This is a genomic window from Pseudomyxococcus flavus (assembly GCF_050038885.1).
GTDB classification, from domain to species: Bacteria; Myxococcota; Myxococcia; order Myxococcales; family Myxococcaceae; genus Myxococcus; species Myxococcus flavus.
Window position 1 is genome coordinate 5,240,626 of the sequence record NZ_CP143624.1, and the last position, 18,919, is coordinate 5,259,544.

Sequence of the window (18,919 nt, forward strand, 5' to 3'; positions counted from 1 at the left end):
CGCGACACACCACATGCAATCCACACGGGAGAGGGCGAACATGAACGCAATCGAGCTGTTGACGCAGCAGCACGACGAGGTGAAGAAGCTCTTCAAGAAGTACGAGAAGCTCTCGGAGGGCGCGGACGAGAAGCGTCAGGAGCTGTTCGAGATGATTTCGGACCGCCTGAGCGCGCACGCCGCCATCGAGGAGCAGTACTTCTACCCCGCGGCCAAGTCCCAGGACACGGAGGACCTGCTGCGCGAGGCCGCGGAGGAGCACCTGTCCGCCAAGCGGCTCATCGCGGACCTCCTGGACATGGACCCCTCGGACGAGGAGTTCGACGCGAAGATGCAGGTGCTCCAGGAGCAGATCGAGCACCACGTCGAGGAGGAGGAGGGCGAGCTCTTCAAGAAGGTGCGCAAGCTCATGTCCGCGGAGCAGCTCATGGACCTGGGCATCCAGATGCAGCAGGAATTCGAGGAGCTGATGGAAGGCGAGCCGCGCACCCAGGTGCCCGCCGAGACGGAGCACGCCGCGCCCATCTGAGCCACGCGGGGCCACAAGAATCGGGTTGCGCGGGGAGGGAGGGGCGGCGGCATCATGGCCGTCGCCCATGCCGCGTCCTCCTCCCGACATCATCCGCTATCCTGGCTACTACTCGCCCTCGGTCCGCCGCGCCCTGTCCCGCGCGGACCCGACGCTGGGCGCATTGATGAAGCGGGTGGGGCCCTTCCGGCTCCAGGTCCGTCCGCTGCACAGCCCCTTCGGCGCGCTCGCCGAGTCCATCGTCTATCAGCAGCTCCACGGCAAGGCGGCCGCCTCCATCTTCGCCCGCGTGTGCGAGCGCGTGGGCTCGGGGCGGAAGTTCACGCCGGAGGCGCTGCTGGCCGTGTCCGACGCGTCGCTGCGCGAGGCGGGCCTGTCCGCCAACAAGCTCGCCGCGCTCCAGGACCTGGCGCGCAAGACGCTGGACGGCACCGTGCCCTCGCTGTCCAAGGTGCGGCGCATGGAGGACGCCGAGCTCATCGAGCACTTCACCCAGGTGCGTGGCATTGGCCAGTGGACGGTGGAGATGCTGCTCATCTTCCAGCTCGAACGGCCGGACGTGCTGCCCGTGGACGACTTCGGCGTGCGCAAGGGCTTCATGAGGGCCTACGGCCTGCCCGAGATGCCCAGGCCCAAGGCGCTGCGGGACTACGGCGAGCGCTGGCGGCCCTGGCGCTCGGTGGCGAGCTGGTACCTGTGGCGCGCCGCCGAGCTCCCCGCGGAGCCCGCCGCGGAGGACTGAGGTCGCGCGCGTCAGGCGGTGTTCAACGCCGAGCGCGCCGCGTGCTGCTGGCGTCGCATGGGCACCAGCAGCGCGAGGAAGCCCACCGACAGGACGATGCCCAGCAGGAAGACGTTCGCGTAGCCCAGGCCCGGGCCGTGCCTGGGGTCCGCGAGCCAGCCCGCGAGCGGGCCCGCGGGGGCCTTGCCCCAGACCTCGAGGCTCGCGAGCAACGTGTAGTGGGTGGCGCCGATGCGGCGGTCCACGCGGGACATCATGAAGGCGAACATCACCGTGGTGAGGGCGCCGCCGAAGAGCTCCTCCGCCATGGTGACGGCGATGACGCCGCTGTCAGTGACGCCGCCGGTGGCCAACAGCCAGCGCCCCACCAGGGGCACCACGCGCAGCGTGGCGGTGAGGCCCACCGCGCCCAGGAGCGGCATGCGCGAGGCCAGCAGCCCGCCCGCCAGCGAGCCCACGATGGAAGCCCCGGTGCCCCACGTCCCCACCCACAGGCCAATCTGCGCGGCGGTGATGCCCGCGTCCACGAGGAAGGGCTTGAAGAGCACGTCGGACATGCTCTCGCCCAGCTTGTACGTGGCGATGAAGAGCAGCAGCCAGCCCGCGCCCGGGAGCGTGAGGGCCTGCTTGAGGCGCTGGAACACCTCGCCCCAGGCCGGCTCGCTCCGCGGAGGAAGGGGCGCCTGGGCGGCGCGCGCCTCGGGCGGCGACTCCCGCGCGAGGAGCGTCACGACGAAGGCGCCGAGGCAGAGCAGCGCCATGGCGAGGAAGAGGCCCGACCAGCCGATGCGTGCGCTGGCCCAGACCAGCAGCCCGCCTCCCGTCAGCGCCCCCAGCTTGTAGCCCACCACCTGCGCGGTGTTGCCCAGGCCCAGCTCGCTGGGGCGCAGCATGTCCACCGCGAAGCCGTCCACCGCGATGTCCTGGGTGGCGGCGAACAGGTTCATCAGGAAGATGAGCCCGAGCAGCACGGGCAGCGCGTCTTTCGAGGACACGAAGGCCGCGGCGGCGCAGCTCGCCGTGAGTCCCGCCTGCATCGGCAGAATCCATGACTTGCGCCGGCCCACGCGCGCCGAGCCATAGCGGTCCACCAGCGGCGCCCACAGCGCCTTGAGGGCCCAGGGCAGCCACAGCGCACCGAGCAGTCCAATGGTCGTCAGCGATACGCCCTGCGAGCGCAGGTACACCGGCAGGGCCGTGGACTGGAAGCCAAAGGGCAGCCCCTGCACGAAGTAGAGCACGCCCAGCAGCGCGAGCCGGGACGACGGAAGTCTCATGGACGCCCAGCATAGGGCCGGGAGCCGCGAGCGCCGAAGTGTCCACTCGCCTGGGTGCACGGGGTGCCGTGTCCACGGCAATGCAGGCGAGCCCTCCGGCCGATGGTCGGGGGGCAGGCACTCCTTAACCTCATCCTCCCAGAGACCGGGGCCCGGCCTCATCTTGCTGCGGTCGCCTTGGGCGGACGGGGCGCGTGGAGCACGAGACCATGCAGGAGCAGCAGGCAGGATTGAGGGCCGTGCAGCGTGACGAGGCCGCGCCCAGGCCTTCGTTGCGGGTGCTCGACGTGATGGCCCTCACCGTGGGCATCGTCCTGGGCGCGGGCATCTTCAAGGCGCCGTCCCTGGTCGCGGCCCAGTCCGCCAGCGCCGAGGCCCTGCTGTTCACCTGGGTGCTGGGCGGCGTGGCCTCACTGGTGGGCGCGTTGTGCTACGCGGAGCTCGCCAGCGCGTGGCCGCATCCGGGCGGGGACTATCACTACCTCTACCGCGCGCTGGGACGGGGCCCCGCGTTCCTCTTCGCGTGGGCGCGGCTGACCGTCATCCCCACGGGCTCCATCGCCCTGCTGGCCTTCGTGTTCGGTGACTACGCCACGCAGCTCCTCCCCCTGGGGCCGTACTCGTCTCCGCTCTACGCAGCGGTGCTGGTGGTGGGGCTGACGGCGGTGAACGTCGCCGGGCTCCGGCAAGGGACACGCACGCAGAACCTGCTCACGGCCCTGGAGGTCCTGGGCGTGGGCGCCGTCATCGTCGTGGGCCTGCTGCTGGCGCCAGCACCGGCGCCGGTGGATGCGGCGCCCGCCGCGTCCGCGGCGTCGGGCACGGCGTGGGGCCTGGCCATGGTGTTCGTGCTGCTGACGTACGGCGGCTGGAACGAGGTGGCCTACCTGTCCTCGGAGGTGCGGGGCTCCCGGCGCGCCATCGCCTGGTCGCTGCTGGCGAGCATCGGCCTGGTGACGGCGCTGTACCTGCTGGTCAACGTGGCCTACCTGCGCGGCCTGGGGCTCGCGGGCATGGCGCGCTCGGAGGCGGTGGCCGCGGAGCTGCTCCAGCGCGCGGTGGGCAGCGCCGGCGCGGTGGTCATCAGCGTCATCATCGCCATCTCCGCGCTGACCTCCGCCAACGCCACGGTGCTGACGGGCGCGCGCACCCACTATGCCTTCGGCCGGGACAGTGTGCTGTTCAACGGCCTGGGCCAATGGCATGCGAGGGCCAACGGCCCCGCGCGGGCGCTGCTGGTGCAGGGGGCCATCTCCCTGGCGTTGGTGGGGCTGGGCACGCTGACACGCCAGGGCTTCGAGACGATGGTGGAGTACACCGCGCCCGTCTTCTGGCTCTTCTTCCTGCTCACGGGCGTGGCGCTGATGGTGCTGCGCGTGCGTGAGCCGGACGCGCCCCGGCCCTTCCGGGTGCCGCTGTATCCGCTGACGCCGCTGCTCTTCATCGGCGTCTGTGCCTACGTCCTGTACTCCAGTCTGGCCTACACCGGACTTGGCGCGCTGGCGGGGCTCGCCGTGCTGGGGACGGGCGGCGTGCTCTTCGCCGTGGAGATGGCGCGCACGCGCCGCGCGGCGCACGGCACGCCTTCCAACACGACAACCACTCCCAGGCTGCAAAGAACGAAGGAGGCGACATGAAGCGACAGATGATGGTTCTCGCGCTCACGATGGGGACGGTGGCGGGCGCAGCGGGCGTCTCGACGGCGCAGCAGAAGGTGACGGTGCAGGTCCGCGGCTCCACGAGCGGCACGGCCCCGTCCCCCGACGTCCCCTACGTCCCCACGCCCGAAGAGGCCGTGGACGGGATGCTGGCGCTGGCCGGCGTGAAGCCCGGGGACACTGTCTATGATTTGGGCAGCGGAGACGGACGCATTGTCATCTCCGCCGTCCAGAAGCATGGGGCGAAGCGCGGCGTGGGCGTGGACATCAACCCGGAGCGCATCACCGAGGCGAACCAGAACGCGAGTCAGGCCGGCGTGAAGAACAAGGTGGAGTTCCGCCAGGGTGACCTCTTCGACGCGAACATCAGCGACGCGTCGGTGGTGACGCTCTATCTGCTGCCCTCGGTCAACGAGCGGCTCAAGCCCAAGCTGCTCAAGGAGCTGAAGCCCGGCACGCGCATCGTGTCGCACAGCTTCGACATGGGTGACTGGGAGCCGACCAAGACGGTGCAGAGCGGGGGACGGACCCTCTACCTGTGGGTCGTCCCCGAGCGCGGCACGGGCGGGGCGCCCAAGTAGGCGTCCACGAGGCGACAGCCTGGCGCGGACGGGCCCGGTGCCACCGATGGGGGGGCGCCGGGCCGTTCCCTGTCAAGGCACGGGCTGCGGCTTGCCCGGGCTGCGCGAGTAATGGAGCACCATCTCCTCCAGGCGCGACAGGGCCTTGTCCAGCGTCTCCATCGACGGACCGAAGGACAGGCGCACGTAGCCGCGGAAGCGCGAGGGCCGCGCCCGGCGCTTGCCGGGATTCACGTCGAAGAACTCGCCCGGCACGGCGATGATTTTCTGGTCCAGCGCGGCGCGGAAGAAGCCCATGCCGTCGTTGAGCGGCGGCGGCAGGCCGGACACATTGCCCCAGACGTAGAAGGTGCCATCCGGCGCGCGGTCCGTGCGGATGCCGATGCGCTCCAGCCGGGAGTGGAAGCGGTCCCGCTTCTCGCGGAAGACATTGTGGATGGCCAGGGTCTCCTTCACCACCGGCTCCTCCTGGAGCAGCGGAATCGCGGCGCGCTGGAGCGGCCGGCTGCCACCGCCATCCAGGAAGCTGCCCGCGCTGGAGACGGCCTCGATGACCTGCCGGGGCCCCACCGTCCAGGTCATGCGCCAGCCCGGGTAGCGCCAGTTCTTGGTGAAGCCGTCGAACACGACCACCGGGTCCTTGTTCACGTCCTCCACGTAGCGAGTGGCGCTCTCCACCGGCAGGTGCCCGGGGCGGCCCGTCCAGATGTAGTGCGAATAGAACTCGTCGATGAGGAGCGTGCACTCGTGCTCGCGGGCCACGCCCACCCAGCGGGCCATCTCCTCGCCGTGCACCAGCTTGCCGGTGGGGTTGCAGGGGTTGGAGAAGAGCAGCGCCGACAGGCCCCGGCCCTGCACCTCGCGCCGCAGGTCCTCGGCGGTGAAGGCGTAGCCGCGCTCACCCTCCAGGAGGATGGGGATGGCGGTGAAGGCCTTGAAGACGTCCAGCAGCTCCTCGTAGGCGGTGTAGTCCGGCAGGAAGTGGCCCAGGTTGACGGCGCCCAGGCTCGCGGCGGCGCGCGTGAGGGCCGCGCGTCCGCCGCCGGAGAGGCACACGTTCTCCGCGCTGTACTGGCTGGGCATGCCCCGGCGGTAGAGCCGGTTGTAGAGGCTGGCGATGGACTCGCGCACCTCCCAGAGGCCGGCGACGGGCGCGTACTCCATGTCCGCCACGTCGATGGTGACCTGGTTGAGCCGGGGCGGCGCGCCGGGGAGCTCGCCCGTCTCCGGCTGCCCCTGGCCGAGGTTGCACCACTCCGGGTCGCTGGAGCGGTAGCCGCGGCGGGTGGCCTCGGCGGTGACGAAGATGACGCCGGTGCGGGGCACGGCGCGGAATGCCGGAAGGGAAACGTCGTCGCTCACGGCGCCCACCCTAGCGGAAGTCCGGAGCGGGCGCGCTGCCTGCTCGCGCCCGGCTCGGGACCGTCCGCTCGCCTGCCCCGGAGCGAGCTTCAGCCCTCGAGCGAGGCGCGCAGGAACCAGGCGTGCTTCTCGAACTCGGTGATGATGTCCGTGGCGAGGCCCTCGGAGTCCGTATCCCCGTGCTCGATGAAGAGGGCGCGGCTCTTGCGCAGGCCGTCCAGGTACACCTCGATGCGCTCGGCCAGGAGCTTCACGTGCTCCATGTCGCGCGTGGTGTCCTGCGGATACTCCGGCAGGCGGCTCGTCTTGCCGACGTGGCGGCTGGTGCCGTAGGCCTTGCCACCCAGCGTCACCGCGCGCTCGGCGATGGAGTCGTTGTGCGTGGCCAGGCTCACCGCGAATGTCTCGAACAGCGGGTGGAGCGCGGCGAACTGCGGGCCCTTGATGTTCCAGTGCGCGACCTTGATTTGCGAGTGCAGGTCGAGCCCGTCGGCGAGCCGCTCGTTGAGGGAGTCGGTGATGGCGGCGCGGGCCTTCTCGGGCAGGGGGCTGGGGCTGCGGTACATGATGTCTTCCTTTCGGCTGCGTGTTTGTCGATGTCTGGCAGGTTGGATGCGCGGCGGCCAAAAAAGGAGCGCCCCCCGGTGTTTCCACCGGAGGGCGCTTGAATCATCGGCGATGCCTCGCGACAGGCCGGCTTACGACTCCAGGCCCACCGCCGCGGCGTGGATGACCGCCGCGATGCGGACCGCGTCGTGCACCTGTTCCTCGGAGAGGCCGCCCTCGAGGACGACCTTCTCGTGGGACTGCATGCACATCTCGCAGCCGTTGATGGCGCTGACGGCGAGGCAGACCAGCTCGAAGTCCACCTTGTTCGTCAGCACCTGCGCGAGCCGGTTCATCCGCAGCCCGGCGCGCTTGGTCGAGTAGGACTCCTTCCCGATCATGTGCCGGAAGCGGTAGTACACATTGTTCATCGCCATCAGCGACGCCGCCGCACGCGCGTCCTCGATGACAGGCTCGGGGTTCGCGAGGGCCTTCTTCGCCTCGTTGAGCATCGCCTCCTTCAGCCGCTCGTTCCGAACGGCGAAGGCCGATGCCACCGCCACGCCCCAGCGCTGCTCCGGGGTGAGGCTGCCACCTTCCAGGACGCCCTGGAGGTTGAGGCGGGTGTCCTTGTGGGCGTCCGCGAGCTCAGAGCGGACGACTTCGAGCGAGGCCATGGTGGATTACCCCGCCTTCGCCAGCTTCTGGGTCAGGGTCTCCTCACCCTTGGTCCAGTTGCAGGGGCACAGCTCGTCCGTCTGGAGCGCGTCCAGCGTGCGGAGCGTCTCGGAGACGTTGCGGCCCACGGACAGGTCGTTGACCGTGACGTGGCGGATGATGCCCTCGGGGTCCGCGATGAACGTCGCGCGGAGGGCCACGCCCTCCTCCTTGTGGAGGATGCCCAGCGCGTTGCACAGCTCGTGCTTCAGGTCCGCCAGCATCGGGAAGGGCAGGTCCTTCAGGTCCGGGTGGTGCGTGCGCCACGCGTGGTGCACGAACTCGCTGTCGGTGCTCAGGCCGAGGACCTGCGCGTCACGGTCAGCGAAGTCCTTGTTCTTCTTGCCGAACTCCGCGATCTCCGTCGGGCAGATGAAGGTGAAGTCCTTCGGCCAGGCAAACAGGACCAGCCACTTGCCCTTGAAGGTCTCGTTCGTGATGTCCTGGAACTCCTTGCCCTTCTCCAGGGACACGGTGGCCTTCACCTTGAAGTTCGGGATCTTGTCGCCAACGGTCAGCATTACGGCTCCTTGGGATGGGGGCCCGGCGGTGAAGCCGACCCCGGTGAATGAGTTCTGTCCTACTGCTTAGCAGTCACCGTGCCAGGACCTCGAATCAGTGATTCCAAGGGGTTGGCTTCAACCCCCGCTGGGTCGGTGCCGCTGGGCCGGTGTCTAACGAAATCTCGGTGGGGCTCGCCACTGCAATTTCGGTGGATCGAAAAACTGGGTGCGGCTGGCTGCTTCCGCCCCGGCCGGGACGCGGCGGCGCAAAATACGAGAACCCCCGTGTGGTTGCACCCGGCGCGGACAGCCAGGCGCACGATTGTGCAGCGGCGAACGCGTGCTCCGTCCACCTACAACAGGGGACATGGGCACGCCCTTCGCCAAAAGCACCAGGGCATGGCCTTCGGGGGCTCCGGCTCCGGTTGGCCCGGACGCTGGGGCGCCGACCCCGGCGCGTTCGCGAGCCCCGTCAAGCCTGGGGACGCCCCATGGGACATCCCAGCTGAATCACCTGGAATTCCAGGGGGTTGGTGAGTCCAGGCAGGCGGGCCACGAAATCTCGGTGGCGGTGGGCACTGCAATTTCGGTGGAACCCTATTATTTCGTAGGCATGCAGGACGACTTTTCAGGCTCCCTCAGCAGCGCGAAAGACGCTCAGGACCTCATCGAGCTGGCCACCGCGGAGGACGCGGTCGGGGACCTTTTGCGCCGGGGCCTGGACTGGCTGACCCGGGTGGTGCGCTTCGACCTGGCCACGGTGTTCCTCCTCAAGGAGGGTCGGCTGGTGGCGGTGGCGGCACGCGGGCCGCTGGCCAACGCGCGGGTGCGCCAGCACACGCTGCAGCTGTCGGAGTTCCCCACGCTGCGGCAGGCGCTGGAGACGCGGCGGGCCAAGGCCTTCACGGAGGAGGACCACGCGCACGGGGACGGCGACCCGTTCGACGGCGTGCTGGACCTGCCGCCCGGACATTCGTGCATGGTGGTGCCGCTGTGCGCCGGGGAGCGCTGCTACGGCGTGCTGTCCCTGGACCGGGCGGAGTGTGAGACGTACCCGCAGCCGGTGGTGGACCTGGTGGAGGTGTACGGGCAGATGCTGGCCACGGCGCTGCAATCCGCCGAGCAGCGCGCGACCTTCGAGCGGCTCCACCGCCAGGACCACGAGCACGCGAAGCTGCTGGAGGCGCAGCTGGGGGGCGACTCCGAGGGCATCCTGGAGACGTCGCGGAGCCCGGTGATGCGCGACCTGGCTCGACGGGCGCGGCAGGTGGCGGAGACGGACACGCCGGTGCTGATTACCGGTGAGACGGGCACGGGCAAGGAGCGGCTGGCGCGCGCCATCCACCGTTGGAGCGCCCGGGCGGACCAGCCCTTCGTCACGCTCAACTGCGCCGCCATTCCGGCGGGCCTGCTGGAGAGCGAGCTGTTCGGCCACGTGAAGGGGGCCTTCACCGGCGCCACGAAGGACCGGGCCGGGCGCTTCCAGATGGCGCACGGTGGCACGCTGCTGCTGGACGAGGTGGGCGAGCTGCCCTTCGACCTCCAGGCGAAGCTGCTGCGCGCGCTGCAGGAGAAGACCTTCGAGCCGGTGGGCAGCGACAAGACGGTGCGCGCGGACGTGCGCATCCTGGCGGCCACGCACGTGGACCTGCAGCAGGCCATTGCCCAGAAGCGCTTCCGCGAGGACCTCTACTACCGGCTGAGCGTGTTCCCCCTGCGGCTGCCGCCCCTGCGCGAGCGGCGCGAGGACCTTCCGCAGCTGTGCGCCTTCCTCCTGGAGGAACAGGCGCGGCGGACGGGACGGAGGGGCATGCGCGTGACGCCCGCGGGGCTGGCGCGGCTGGAGGCCTACGACTGGCCGGGCAACCTGCGCGAGCTGGCCAATGCGCTGGAGCGCGCCACCATCCTCTCCCGGAGCACGGAGCTGGGGCCGGAGGCGTTCGACGTGCCCACGGGCGGCGCGGTGGTCGCCCCGCCATCGGTGGAGCCGCCGTCCTCGGCGGGAGAGCCGAAGCTGGCGCCGGTGCTCACGCTGGCGGCCGTGCAGCGTGAGCACATCATGCGGGTCCTCACGCTCACGCGAGGCCGCGTCTACGGCGCCAATGGCGCGGCGGCGCTGCTGGGACTCAAGCCGTCCACGCTCCAGAGCCGGATGAAGAAGCTGGGCATCGCCCGGCTGGAGCAGTTCGTCGTCGACGAGGCGTGAGGCGGGCGCCGCCGCCGGCTAGCTGACGCGCGGCGCCTCGGGCGTCACCGGATAGCTGCCCTGGCGGCCGAAGGGCGGGTCGAACAGGGCCGGGTCCGACTGGCGGGAGCGGAAGAGGTCGACGATGTAGTTCATCCGCTGGTCCAGCTGGCTCCAGTCTTTCGCGCCGGTGCCATTGAGGCTGTCCGGGCTCTTGTCGAGCTGGTCCAGCAGCGTGCGCAGCTCGGGGTTCTCGATGCTGCGCAGGTGCGGCGGGAAGAGCGTCGACTCCATGCCCGGAGGCGGCGGCAGGTCATTGCCCAGCTTGAGGGCGCCGCCCGGAACCGCCAGCTTCATCATGTGCTCGGTGGCGAGGCGGCGGAAGACGTTGGCCATGCCGTCCACCACGGGGCTCAGCGCTGCGTCCACCAGCCCCGTCCTCAGGGCCGCCTTGCCCGCGAGGTTGGCGGGGAAGGGGAGCGCGTTGATCTGCGCCTCGACCGTCTGCTCGAGGACGTCGCGGAAGGTCTCCTTCACCGGGGCGTTGAGCGCCTTCTCGACGTAGGGCTGCAGCTGCGTCTGCTCGTGCAGGCCCACCTTGTCGTTGGCCAGCAGCATCAGCTCGGCCTTCTTGTTCGGGTCCTTCTCGAACATGGCCTCCGCGTAGTGGCCGAAGGCCTCCTTCATCAGCGGCTTGTCCGTGGGGAAGCCGCTCAGGTACTGCGCCACCTTGGCCGCGTCGTACTGCGTGTCGCCCTGGAAGGTCTCCACGAAGCGGGCGAACTCCTGACCCACCTCCTCGAACACCCGCTTGTTGCCGTCGGCGATGGCCTTGCTGACGTTCTGGAGCGCCTCGTTGCCCGCCGAGGCGAGGTCACCCAGGGGCAGCGAGGGCAGGCCCAGCTTGCGCAGCAGGTCGTCCACCTTGGCCAGCGGCCCCATCACGTTGTCGGCCTGCTTGAGCGCGTCCGTGAAGAACTTGGGCATGTCCTCGCCACGGATGCTCACGCCGGCCTGCTTCGAGGCCCACGTCGCGAAGGTGGACCAGTTGGCGTTCTCCGTGCCCAGCAGCTGACCCATCGCGTTGGACAGGTCCGAGTAGCCCTGCGTAATCGCGTAGTTGCGCGCCACCGGGTCCTGCATGGCGGCGATGTTCCGCACGTCCGCGGCGGTGGGGTAGCTGCCCGGCGCGACGCGCGGACCCTGCGCCAGGGCCGCGGGGGCGTTCAGCGCCACGGGTTGTTGCCGCGGGGCCGTGGGCTCGAACTGGGACACCCCGGACATGCCAGGCCGGGACACCTGGGCCTTGGCCTGGGGCTTCACCTCGTTGCGCGCGGGACGCGGCGGCTCGCGGAGCTCCGTGGGACGGGCGGGGATGCGGGAGGGAATTCTAGGGGGCGTCATCTTCTCCAGTATCGATGAATCCCCGGAAAAGTTGCGTGGCCCTCAGGCGACGCGTGGGGCCGACGGCGCCACGGGATAGCGACCCCGGCGGCCGAAGGGCGGGTCGAACAGGGCCGGGTCCGACTGGCGGGAGCGGAAGAGGTCGACGATGTAGTTCATCCGCTGGTCGAGCCGGCTCCAGTCCTCGGCACCGCTGCCATCGAGGCTGTTGGGGCTCTTGTCGAACGACGCCAGCAGCGCGAGCAGCTCCGGGTTCTCGATGCTGCGCAGGTGCGGCGGGAAGAGCGTCGACTCCATGCCCGGAGGTGGTGGCAGGTCGTTGCCCAGCCTGAGCGCGCTTCCGGGAACGGCCAGCTTCATCATGTGCTCGGTGGCGAGGCGGCGGAACGCGGCGGCCAGGCCATCCACCACGGGGCTCAGCGCCGCATCCACCACGCCTGACTCGAGCGCCGCCCTGCCGGCGAGCCTGGCAGGGAAGGGCAACGCGTGGATGTTCGCCTCGACCGTCTGCCGCAGGATGTCGTGGAACGTCTCCTTCACCGGCGCGTTGAGCGCCTGCTCGATTTGCGGCTGGAGGCGTCGCTGCTCGTGCAGGCCCACCTGGTTGTTGGCCAGCAGCATCAGCTCGGCCTTCTTGTTCGGGTCCTCCTCGAACATGGCCTCCGCGTAGTGGCCGAAGGCTTGCCGCAGCACCGGTTTGTCCGTGGGGAAGCCGCTCAGATAATGCGCCACCTTGGCCGCGTCGTACTGCGTGTCGCCCTGGAAGGTCTCCACGAAGCGGGCGAGCTCCTGGCCCACCTCCTCGAAGACCCGCTTGTTGCCCTCGGAGATGGCGAGGCTGACGCCCTCGAGCGCGTCGTTGCCGGCGGAGCCGAGGTCGCCCAGCGGCAGCGCGGGCAGGCCCAGCTTGCGCAGCAGGTCGTCCACCTTGGACAGCGGCCCGATGACGCTGTCGAGCCGCTTGAGCACGTCGGTGAAGAACGTGGGCATGTCCTCTCCGCGGATGCTCACGCCGGCCTGCTTGGAGGCCCACGTCGCGAAGGTGGACCAGTTGGCGTTCTCGGTGCCCAGCAGCTGGCCCACGGCATTGGACAGGTCCGAGTAGCTCTGTGTCACGGCGTCGTTGCGCGCTACCAGGTCCTGCATGGCGCAGATGTCCCGCACGTCCGCGGCGGTGGGGTAGCTGCCCGGCGCGACACGTGGACCTTGCGGCGGGGGCGCGGGCACCTTGGGCGTATCGGCTTGCGTGAGCGCGGCCGTGGGTTCGAACGGGGCGTTGCCGGGAACGGCGCGCGGGGGCACCTGGCCCTGGGGCTTCAGTTCGTTGAGGGCAGGGCGTGCTGGCTCCAGGGACTCCGTGGAGCTCGCGGGGGCACGGGGACTGGGGCGGGGAGGCTTCATCCCGCCATTATCGAGGGAAATCAGGAAAAAGATTCAGCCCCACCCCAGAGGGCATGTCAGACCTTCCAGGTAGGAATCACTGGACACGCTGTTACAGGTGGGGTTCCACTTGGGGGAGGCAGGACTGATGATGGAGGGGTGGGAGGCGGCTGGCCTGGGGAGTACCGAGATGGGGAATGAGACGAAGCGTCCCGCGACGTATGAAGACCTGGTGGCGCTGCCCGAGAACATGGTCGGGCAGATCATCGATGGCGAACTGATTGCCCAGCCACGTCCCGCGAGCCCGCACGCGGTGGCGCACTCCGTCCTCGGAGGTCTTCTGGTCTCTCGCTTCCAGGTCGGACAGCGGGCGCCGGGGGGCTGGTGGATTACGAATGAGCCCGAGCTGCACTTCGGTCAGGACGTCCTGGTCCCCGACATCGCCGGGTGGCGCCGGGAGCGCATGCCGGTGATGCGGCGCGTCCCCTTCTTCACCCTGGCGCCGGACTGGGTGTGCGAGGTGCTGTCACCATCGACGCGGAACCTGGACAGGAATCGCAAGCGGGAAATCTATGCACGCGAGGGCGTCGGGTACGTGTGGCTGGTGGACCCTGCGTCTCGGACGCTGGAGGTCTTCGCGCGCTGGGAAGGGGACTGGGTGCTGCGGGGACAGTACTCGGGGACCGCCTGTGTCCGCGCCGAGCCGTTCGAAGAGCTGGAGCTGGACCTGGAGGCCCTGTGGCCTCCAGAGCTGGAAGCCCCGTGAGCCCACGGGGGCGCGCTACGCGGGGCGGCGGACGTCCAGGCCGAAGCGCTCCGCATGCTCTCGCCAGGCCTGCCGTGCCTCTGCGAGGCCCACTTGCTGGAACCGGATGGCGGCCCCCGGACGTCGCGCGCACAGCCGGCCCCAGTCGGCGCGGATGACGGTGGCGATGAGCGGATAGCCTCCGGTGGTCGGGTGGTCGGGGCCCAGCACGATGGGCGTCCCCGACAGGGTGACCTGGATGGCGCCGCGCACCATGGGGCGGGATGTGCCCGAGCCTTCATCACCGTGGGTGAGCGGGGGGCCTTGCAACCTCATCCCCACGCGGTCGCTCGATGCCGAGACGCTGAATGCCCCCGACAGCAGCAGGGCCACCGTGGCTGGCTCGAAGCGCTGCGCGTCTGGCCCGAGCGTGACTCGGATGGGCGCAGTGGCATCCAGGGCCTGCTCCAGCTCCAGGGGCACCGCGGCTCCGCTGGCGCCGCCGAGCGGGAGCGCGTCACCCGAACGCAGCAGGCGCCCTTCATGCCCGCCCAGCCGAGCGACCGGCAGCGTGCCGCGCCCTCCCAGCACCTCCGGCACCGCGAGCCCTCCATCCACCGCGACGTAGCGCACGCTCAGCGCGTCAGGTGCGGGCACCGTGAGGCTTCCGCCATCCGCCACGGTGAAGGTGCGCCCGTCCACGGCGACGCGGACCTGACGTCCTCGGGCACGTAGCTCCAGCCTGCCGAAGGCTTCCAGGGCCGCCGCGCCGCTGGCGTTGCCCACGGCGCGGTTGGTGAGCGCCAGCAGCTCCGGTACCAGCGCGCCTCCGGGCGGCACCCCATGGTGCATCTGTCCCGGGCGTCCGGCGTCCTGCACCGTCACCGGGGCGCCCACGCTGATGACATCGAGCCAGCCCGTCATCGGTCCACCCGTTCGAAGCGCACCCGGTCGCCGAGCTGCAACGCCGCGCCCCGTTCGGGTGTGAAGGCGGTGAAGTCGAGCGCGGTCCCGATGAGGTTCCAGCCCCCAGGCGAGGCGAAGGGGTACACGCCCGTGCGTCCCCCCGCGATGCCCACCGCCAGCGCTGGCACCCGGGTGCGTGGTGTGGCGAGCCTGGGGATGGCGATGCGCGGGTCCACTTCACCCAGGTAGGCGAACCCTGGAAGGAAGCCCACGCAGCGCACCGTGTACTCGCGTGCCGCATGGCGGCGGGCCACCTCGTCCTCGGTGAGGCCCGCGCGTGCGGCGACCGCGCTCAGGTCCTGTCCGTCGTAGCGCACGGGGATGGTCGTGAGCGGACGTCCGGGCGTGGGCGCGGGAACGCGGAGCAGCCGCGTCAGCGCGAGCCGGGGCTCGTCGGGTGGGGCATCCGGGGCGAAGTACACGCAGGCGTGTTCCTCGGTGATGACGGCGTCCTGCACGAGGGGAAGGGAACGGAGGGCCTCCTGCGCGGCGCGCCGCTCCAGCCCTTCGGGGAGCACCAGGCGCAGGGCGCCGTCACCCAGCGGCTCCGAGGGCAGCGCGAGGGCGTCCAGCGTGGCGCGGACCTCGCGCGCCAGCTCCACCGCGCCCGGCGTGTCGCCGTGCACGCAGACGGTGTCCACGCCGCCGCCGGTGGCGAGCCTCACGGTGTTCGCTCGCGCCAGGGCGTGGTCGGTCAGCACCGCGCCGGGCTGCCCGCGCGGGATGAGCGAGCCATCCGGCCGCGTTCCCCGGTCCGCGAAGCCTTCGCGCGCATACGCGAGGCCGGCCGCGCGGGCCGCCTCGTGAAGGGCGCCGGTGCCGGGGCCGATGAGGGTGACGCCCGGCCCGAGCGCCGCCACCACGCCGTCCACCACGGCCCGGGCCAGCGCGGGCGCCGCGTTGGCCGCGTGATACAGCGCACCGTGCGGCTTGGCGTACTGCACAGGCAGGTGGCGTTCGGCGGCCAGCGTCGCGAGCCGCGCGCACTGGCCGGCGACCTGCGCTCGCAGCTGCTCTGGCGCCACGTCGAGTGCCCGGCGGCCGAAGCCCTCGCGGTCCTCATAGGACGGGTGCGCGCCGGCCCGGGCGCCGTGCCGCTCGCACAGCTCCAGGGCATGGCGCATGGAGGCGTCGTCCCCCGCGTGCCCGCCACAGGCGATGTTGGCGATGTGGGCCAGCGCATAGAGCTGGGCGTCCTCGCCGGGAAGCTCGCCCAGGTCGATGTTGAGGAGGCACTCCGTCATGCGGTGCACCGTACGCGAGCGGCGCTCCGGGTGCAGCCATCCCAGAAGCCGCAGGCCGGGGCGGGCCAGCCGACGATGCCAGGGGAAGTCTCACGCGCCACCCCGGGGCTGGGGCCGGTTGGCACCGGGGTGGCACGTGCCCGGACGGGGCCTCGACGAGGCACTGTCCGGGAGCTTCCACCTTGCATACGCCGGCCGGGGATTTTCCCGGTCATTTCCAGGACGTTTCCCGGACGGAGGCGGTCGCCTCAGCGCGACGTGGAGGGCAGCGAGTCCGGGCCGCCCGCCTTCAGCCAGCGCACGAGCGCCCGCGCCGTCTTCTCGTCAATCAGCTCGGCGTAGGTGGGCATGGGCGTGCCGGGGAGGAACTGCTCGGGGTTTCGTACCCAGCGCACCAGCTCCGCGTCACTGCGCGTGGAGACCTTCGCGAGCCGGTCATGGTAGCGCGCGCCCGGGGCATGGCAGCTCGCGCAGCCGAGCTGCGTGAAGAGGGCGGCCGCGTCCACCGCCGGCGTGCTGGGACGTGGCTTGTGCACGGGGCCGGGCTTGCGTGCGGGGGGCGCGGCACCTGTCGCGCCCACAGGCGTAGGCGCGCTGGCGGACCGTTCCGCCTCACCTGCGTGCTGCTCGGCGGAGGCGGCAGCCGTCGAAGAGACGTGAGGGAGCGCGGCGGTGGCTGCATCCGCTTCTGCCGCCGGCGCGGCCCGGCCGCTGGCTTTGTCCGAGGGGGCGTGAGCCGACGTGTTGCCGGGGACCGGCTCCCCCCCGGAGGAGCCGGAGGCGACCGCGGTGTCCACCGGCTGTGCTTCCTCACCCGAGGCCCCGTCGTCCGTCGTGGCGCCCTCCGTCACCCACTGGGGGCGCACCGAGGTCGCGGTGAGGCGGGGCCGCGCGCCCTTCACGGCGTTCTTCTTGGGGGGCACCGAGCGCAGGTAGTCATAAAGCGCCCGCGCCTCCACTTCGTCCATGCCCCGGAAGCGCGGCATGGGGGAGCGCAGCACGGAGCCGTCCGGCGCGAGCCCGTCCCGCACCGCCCGGGTGAAGTCCTCCAGCGTCCAGTGCGCGAGGCCCGTCTCATGGAACGTGATGTTGCTGGAGTGGACCTTCTGGCCCTCCGGGTCCACGAAGGCCATGCCGCCGGCGAACACGTCGTCTCCCTCCGTCTTCCGGGGGCTGAAGCCGTCCGTGTGACAGGAGGCACAGTCGTAGACGTCATGCGCCATGTAGTGGCCGTACTCGAGCGTCGCCGCCTTCGGGGGCACGGGGATGCCGGAGGCGGGCCGCTCCACCGGCTCGTTGCCGGTGATGACGCGGAAGCCAATGCCGCCGAAGAAGCTGAATTTCGAGGGCGGCACGGGCTCCGGAGTCGGCGCGAAGAGCGGATGCCCGGAGCGCATGAAGCCCAGCACCGCCGCCAGGTCCGCGTCGCCCATGCCGTAGCTGGGCATCACCATCAGCCGCCCGTCGCGGCTCACGCCGTAGCGGATGGCCCGGGCGAGCTCCTCGTCCGTCGCGCCGCCGATGCCCGCCTCCGCGTGCGAGGTGAGGTTCGCGGCGTAGAAGCGTCCCATGTACGAGGGCAGCTCGCGCAGCGGCGCCCCGGACGCCGTCTCCGCGTCACCGCCGCGGTGGCAGGACTCGCAGCTCGCGTGGAAGATGGCGGCGCCTCGCTCCAGCGCGGCCGGAGACAGGTCCGCGCGGATGGGCGGGTAGGGCGCGTGGACGGTTCCCGCACAGCCCGCGAGCAGGCTGGCTCCCGCAAACAACGTGCTCCTCACGGCGTCCAGGATGGTTCGGCGCATGGGCCCTCTTCGCGTCGAGCAGGACCTGACGCATATCGCATCCGCCCGGAGGACGGAAAAGGGCCCGGCTGTCCGCCGCGGACACCCGGCCCCACGCGTGCCCCGCCGCGGCGCGGCGGCGTGGCTACACTCCCAAGCACCATGACGCGCCCGCTCGAGTCCTACCGCGACCTCTTCCCCGTGCTTCGGGAGCAGCTCTACCTCAACCACGCCGGGGTGGCGCCCACCAGCCTGCGCGCCGCCGAGGCCGTGCGCGGCTGGATGGAGGACCTCGTCCACCACGGCATCAAGCACGAGCGTGGCTGGGAGGCCCACTGCGAGCGCGTGCGAGCCCTGGCCGCTCGCCTCATCAACGCCGAGCCCGGCGAAGTGGCCTTCGTGCGCAACACCAGCCACGGCCTGGGGCTGGTCGCGGAAGGGCTCGACTGGAAGCCCGGTGACGAGGTGGCCGTGGCGTCCTCGCTGGAGTACCCCTCCAACGTCTACCCGTGGCTGCATCTCAGGGACCGGGGCGTGGAGGTGCGTGAAATCCAGGCGCCGGAGGGCGGCGTCACGCCGGAGGCGGTGGCCGCGGCCCTCACCCCGCGCACCCGGGTGGTGGCGGTGTCGTCCGTGCAGTTCGCCACCGGCTACCGCACGGACCTGGACGCGGTGGGCGCCCTGTGTGAGCGCGCGGGCGTGCTCCTCTGCGTGGACGGCATCCAGAGCGTGGGCTGCATCCCCGTGGACGTGAAGAAGAGCCGCATCCACTTCCTCAGCGCGGACAGCCACAAGTGGATGCTGGGCATCGCCGGCAGCGGGTTCCTCTACGTGGCGAAGGACGTGCTGCCCCGGCTGCGGCCGGTGCTCGTGGGCTGGCGCAGCACCACCGACGCGTGGAACTTCAACCGCAGCCACTTCGAGCTGCGCCCCGACGCGGGGAAGCTGGAGGATGGCAGCGCCGCCTACACCGGCATCTACGCGCTGGGCGCCGCGCTGGAGCTGCTGCACGAGGTGGGGATGGACGCCATCTCCGCGCGCATCCGCGAGCTGCTCGCCCGCCTGGAGTCGGGGCTGCGCGGGCTGGGCTGCGACGTGGGGCCCGCGCCGGAGCACCGCGCGGGCATCCTCACCTTCCTGCCGCCAGAGGGCGAGGCCCGCCCGCTCGGCGCGTGGCTGGCCGGGCGGGACGTCGCCCTCTCGGTGCGCCGCGGGCGCGTCCGCCTCTCACCCCACTTCTACAACCTGCCCGAGGAGATGGACCGGCTGGTGGAGCTCGTGCGGACGCACCGCGGCTGA

The 18,919-nt window shown here is 70.9% G+C and carries 17 protein-coding genes; 7 read left to right on the forward strand and 10 right to left on the reverse strand.

The window, feature by feature from the left end:
- The first annotated feature begins 40 nt into the window (after positions 1-40).
- Both VZL07_RS21930 and VZL07_RS21935 read left to right on the forward strand, forming a co-directional pair.
- Positions 41-529: a hemerythrin domain-containing protein gene (locus VZL07_RS21930; RefSeq protein ID WP_426749556.1), complete on the forward strand. Its 489-nt coding sequence runs from the start codon at positions 41-43 to the stop codon at positions 527-529.
- A 67-nt stretch (positions 530-596) separates the two neighbouring features.
- Positions 597-1,271: a DNA-3-methyladenine glycosylase family protein gene (locus tag VZL07_RS21935; protein ID WP_426749557.1), complete on the forward strand. Its 675-nt coding sequence runs from the start codon at positions 597-599 to the stop codon at positions 1,269-1,271.
- A gap of 11 nt (positions 1,272-1,282) precedes the next feature.
- Here VZL07_RS21935 and VZL07_RS21940 read toward each other — a convergent pair whose 3' ends face one another.
- Positions 1,283-2,548: an MFS transporter gene (locus VZL07_RS21940; protein WP_426749558.1), complete on the reverse strand. Its 1,266-nt coding sequence runs from the start codon at positions 2,546-2,548 to the stop codon at positions 1,283-1,285.
- Between the two features lie 194 nt (positions 2,549-2,742).
- On the opposite strand from VZL07_RS21940, the gene VZL07_RS21945 reads away from it, so the two are divergent.
- The gene (locus VZL07_RS21945; RefSeq protein ID WP_426749559.1) at positions 2,743-4,185 is read left to right on the forward strand and encodes an APC family permease; all 1,443 of its coding nucleotides are present in this window, start codon (positions 2,743-2,745) and stop codon (positions 4,183-4,185) included.
- Positions 4,182-4,787, forward strand: a complete 606-nt coding sequence (locus VZL07_RS21950) for an SAM-dependent methyltransferase (RefSeq protein ID WP_426749560.1) — start codon at positions 4,182-4,184, stop codon at positions 4,785-4,787. Before VZL07_RS21945 ends, VZL07_RS21950 begins: the two co-directional genes overlap by 4 nt.
- A 72-nt stretch (positions 4,788-4,859) precedes the next feature.
- Here the strand turns inward: VZL07_RS21950 and VZL07_RS21955 are convergent, their stop codons facing one another.
- The 4 genes from VZL07_RS21955 to VZL07_RS21970 all read right to left on the reverse strand — a co-directional run bounded on the left by VZL07_RS21955 (position 4,860) and on the right by VZL07_RS21970 (position 7,933).
- Entirely contained in the window at positions 4,860-6,149 is a 1,290-nt protein-coding gene (locus tag VZL07_RS21955; RefSeq protein WP_426749561.1) for a pyridoxal phosphate-dependent aminotransferase, read from the reverse strand.
- An 89-nt stretch (positions 6,150-6,238) separates the two neighbouring features.
- On the reverse strand, positions 6,239-6,715 hold the full coding sequence (dps, locus tag VZL07_RS21960; RefSeq protein WP_426749562.1) for a DNA starvation/stationary phase protection protein Dps: 477 nt from the start codon (positions 6,713-6,715) through the stop codon (positions 6,239-6,241).
- A gap of 132 nt (positions 6,716-6,847) precedes the next feature.
- The gene (locus VZL07_RS21965; RefSeq protein WP_426749563.1) at positions 6,848-7,372 is read right to left on the reverse strand and encodes a carboxymuconolactone decarboxylase family protein; all 525 of its coding nucleotides are present in this window, start codon (positions 7,370-7,372) and stop codon (positions 6,848-6,850) included.
- 6 nt (positions 7,373-7,378) lie between these two features.
- Positions 7,379-7,933, reverse strand: a complete 555-nt coding sequence (locus VZL07_RS21970; RefSeq protein WP_426749564.1) for a peroxiredoxin — start codon at positions 7,931-7,933, stop codon at positions 7,379-7,381.
- Positions 7,934-8,528: 595 nt separating this feature from the next.
- On the opposite strand from VZL07_RS21970, the gene VZL07_RS21975 reads away from it, so the two are divergent.
- Positions 8,529-10,121: a sigma 54-interacting transcriptional regulator gene (locus VZL07_RS21975; protein ID WP_426749565.1), complete on the forward strand. Its 1,593-nt coding sequence runs from the start codon at positions 8,529-8,531 to the stop codon at positions 10,119-10,121.
- Between the two features lie 18 nt (positions 10,122-10,139).
- Here VZL07_RS21975 and VZL07_RS21980 read toward each other — a convergent pair whose 3' ends face one another.
- Together VZL07_RS21980 and VZL07_RS21985 are read right to left on the reverse strand one after the other, a co-directional pair.
- Entirely contained in the window at positions 10,140-11,504 is a 1,365-nt protein-coding gene (locus VZL07_RS21980) for a hypothetical protein (RefSeq protein ID WP_426749566.1), read from the reverse strand.
- A 42-nt stretch (positions 11,505-11,546) separates the two neighbouring features.
- A complete protein-coding gene (locus VZL07_RS21985) occupies positions 11,547-12,905 on the reverse strand; it encodes a hypothetical protein (RefSeq protein ID WP_426749567.1) in 1,359 nt (452 codons plus the stop codon).
- Between the two features lie 169 nt (positions 12,906-13,074).
- On the opposite strand from VZL07_RS21985, the gene VZL07_RS21990 reads away from it, so the two are divergent.
- Complete coding sequence (locus VZL07_RS21990) at positions 13,075-13,650, forward strand: Uma2 family endonuclease (protein ID WP_426749568.1); 576 nt, start codon at positions 13,075-13,077, stop codon at positions 13,648-13,650.
- Positions 13,651-13,665: 15 nt separating this feature from the next.
- Here the strand turns inward: VZL07_RS21990 and VZL07_RS21995 are convergent, their stop codons facing one another.
- The 3 genes from VZL07_RS21995 to VZL07_RS22005 form a co-directional block, all read right to left on the reverse strand.
- Entirely contained in the window at positions 13,666-14,553 is an 888-nt protein-coding gene (locus VZL07_RS21995) for a biotin-dependent carboxyltransferase family protein (RefSeq protein WP_426749569.1), read from the reverse strand.
- Complete coding sequence (locus tag VZL07_RS22000) at positions 14,550-15,839, reverse strand: LamB/YcsF family protein (RefSeq protein ID WP_426749570.1); 1,290 nt, start codon at positions 15,837-15,839, stop codon at positions 14,550-14,552. The genes VZL07_RS21995 and VZL07_RS22000 overlap by 4 nt, the downstream gene beginning before the upstream one ends.
- 248 nt (positions 15,840-16,087) lie before the next feature.
- Positions 16,088-17,641 carry a c-type cytochrome gene (locus tag VZL07_RS22005; RefSeq protein ID WP_426749571.1) on the reverse strand — a complete coding sequence of 518 codons (1,554 nt, stop codon included), beginning with the start codon at positions 17,639-17,641 and terminating at the stop codon, positions 16,088-16,090.
- A 141-nt stretch (positions 17,642-17,782) separates the two neighbouring features.
- Between VZL07_RS22005 and VZL07_RS22010 the strand changes: the two genes are divergently transcribed.
- On the forward strand, positions 17,783-18,919 hold the full coding sequence (locus tag VZL07_RS22010) for an aminotransferase class V-fold PLP-dependent enzyme (protein ID WP_426749572.1): 1,137 nt from the start codon (positions 17,783-17,785) through the stop codon (positions 18,917-18,919).

Bases quoted from the DNA above. Each gene is read 5' to 3' on its own strand.
- VZL07_RS21930 (WP_426749556.1), top strand. From the start codon at position 41: ATGAACGCAATCGAGCTGTTGACGCAGCAGCACGACGAGGTGAAGAAG.
- VZL07_RS21935 (WP_426749557.1), top strand. From the start codon at position 597: ATGCCGCGTCCTCCTCCCGACATCATCCGCTATCCTGGCTACTACTCG.
- VZL07_RS21940 (WP_426749558.1), bottom strand. From the start codon at position 2,548: ATGAGACTTCCGTCGTCCCGGCTCGCGCTGCTGGGCGTGCTCTACTTC.
- VZL07_RS21950 (WP_426749560.1), top strand. From the start codon at position 4,182: ATGAAGCGACAGATGATGGTTCTCGCGCTCACGATGGGGACGGTGGCG.
- dps (WP_426749562.1), bottom strand. From the start codon at position 6,715: ATGTACCGCAGCCCCAGCCCCCTGCCCGAGAAGGCCCGCGCCGCCATC.
- VZL07_RS21965 (WP_426749563.1), bottom strand. From the start codon at position 7,372: ATGGCCTCGCTCGAAGTCGTCCGCTCTGAGCTCGCGGACGCCCACAAG.
- VZL07_RS21970 (WP_426749564.1), bottom strand. From the start codon at position 7,933: ATGCTGACCGTTGGCGACAAGATCCCGAACTTCAAGGTGAAGGCCACC.
- VZL07_RS21975 (WP_426749565.1), top strand. From the start codon at position 8,529: ATGCAGGACGACTTTTCAGGCTCCCTCAGCAGCGCGAAAGACGCTCAG.
- VZL07_RS21980 (WP_426749566.1), bottom strand. From the start codon at position 11,504: ATGACGCCCCCTAGAATTCCCTCCCGCATCCCCGCCCGTCCCACGGAG.
- VZL07_RS21985 (WP_426749567.1), bottom strand. From the start codon at position 12,905: ATGAAGCCTCCCCGCCCCAGTCCCCGTGCCCCCGCGAGCTCCACGGAG.
- VZL07_RS21990 (WP_426749568.1), top strand. From the start codon at position 13,075: ATGGGGAATGAGACGAAGCGTCCCGCGACGTATGAAGACCTGGTGGCG.
- VZL07_RS21995 (WP_426749569.1), bottom strand. From the start codon at position 14,553: ATGACGGGCTGGCTCGATGTCATCAGCGTGGGCGCCCCGGTGACGGTG.
- VZL07_RS22000 (WP_426749570.1), bottom strand. From the start codon at position 15,839: ATGACGGAGTGCCTCCTCAACATCGACCTGGGCGAGCTTCCCGGCGAG.
- VZL07_RS22005 (WP_426749571.1), bottom strand. From the start codon at position 17,641: ATGCGCCGAACCATCCTGGACGCCGTGAGGAGCACGTTGTTTGCGGGA.
- VZL07_RS22010 (WP_426749572.1), top strand. From the start codon at position 17,783: ATGACGCGCCCGCTCGAGTCCTACCGCGACCTCTTCCCCGTGCTTCGG.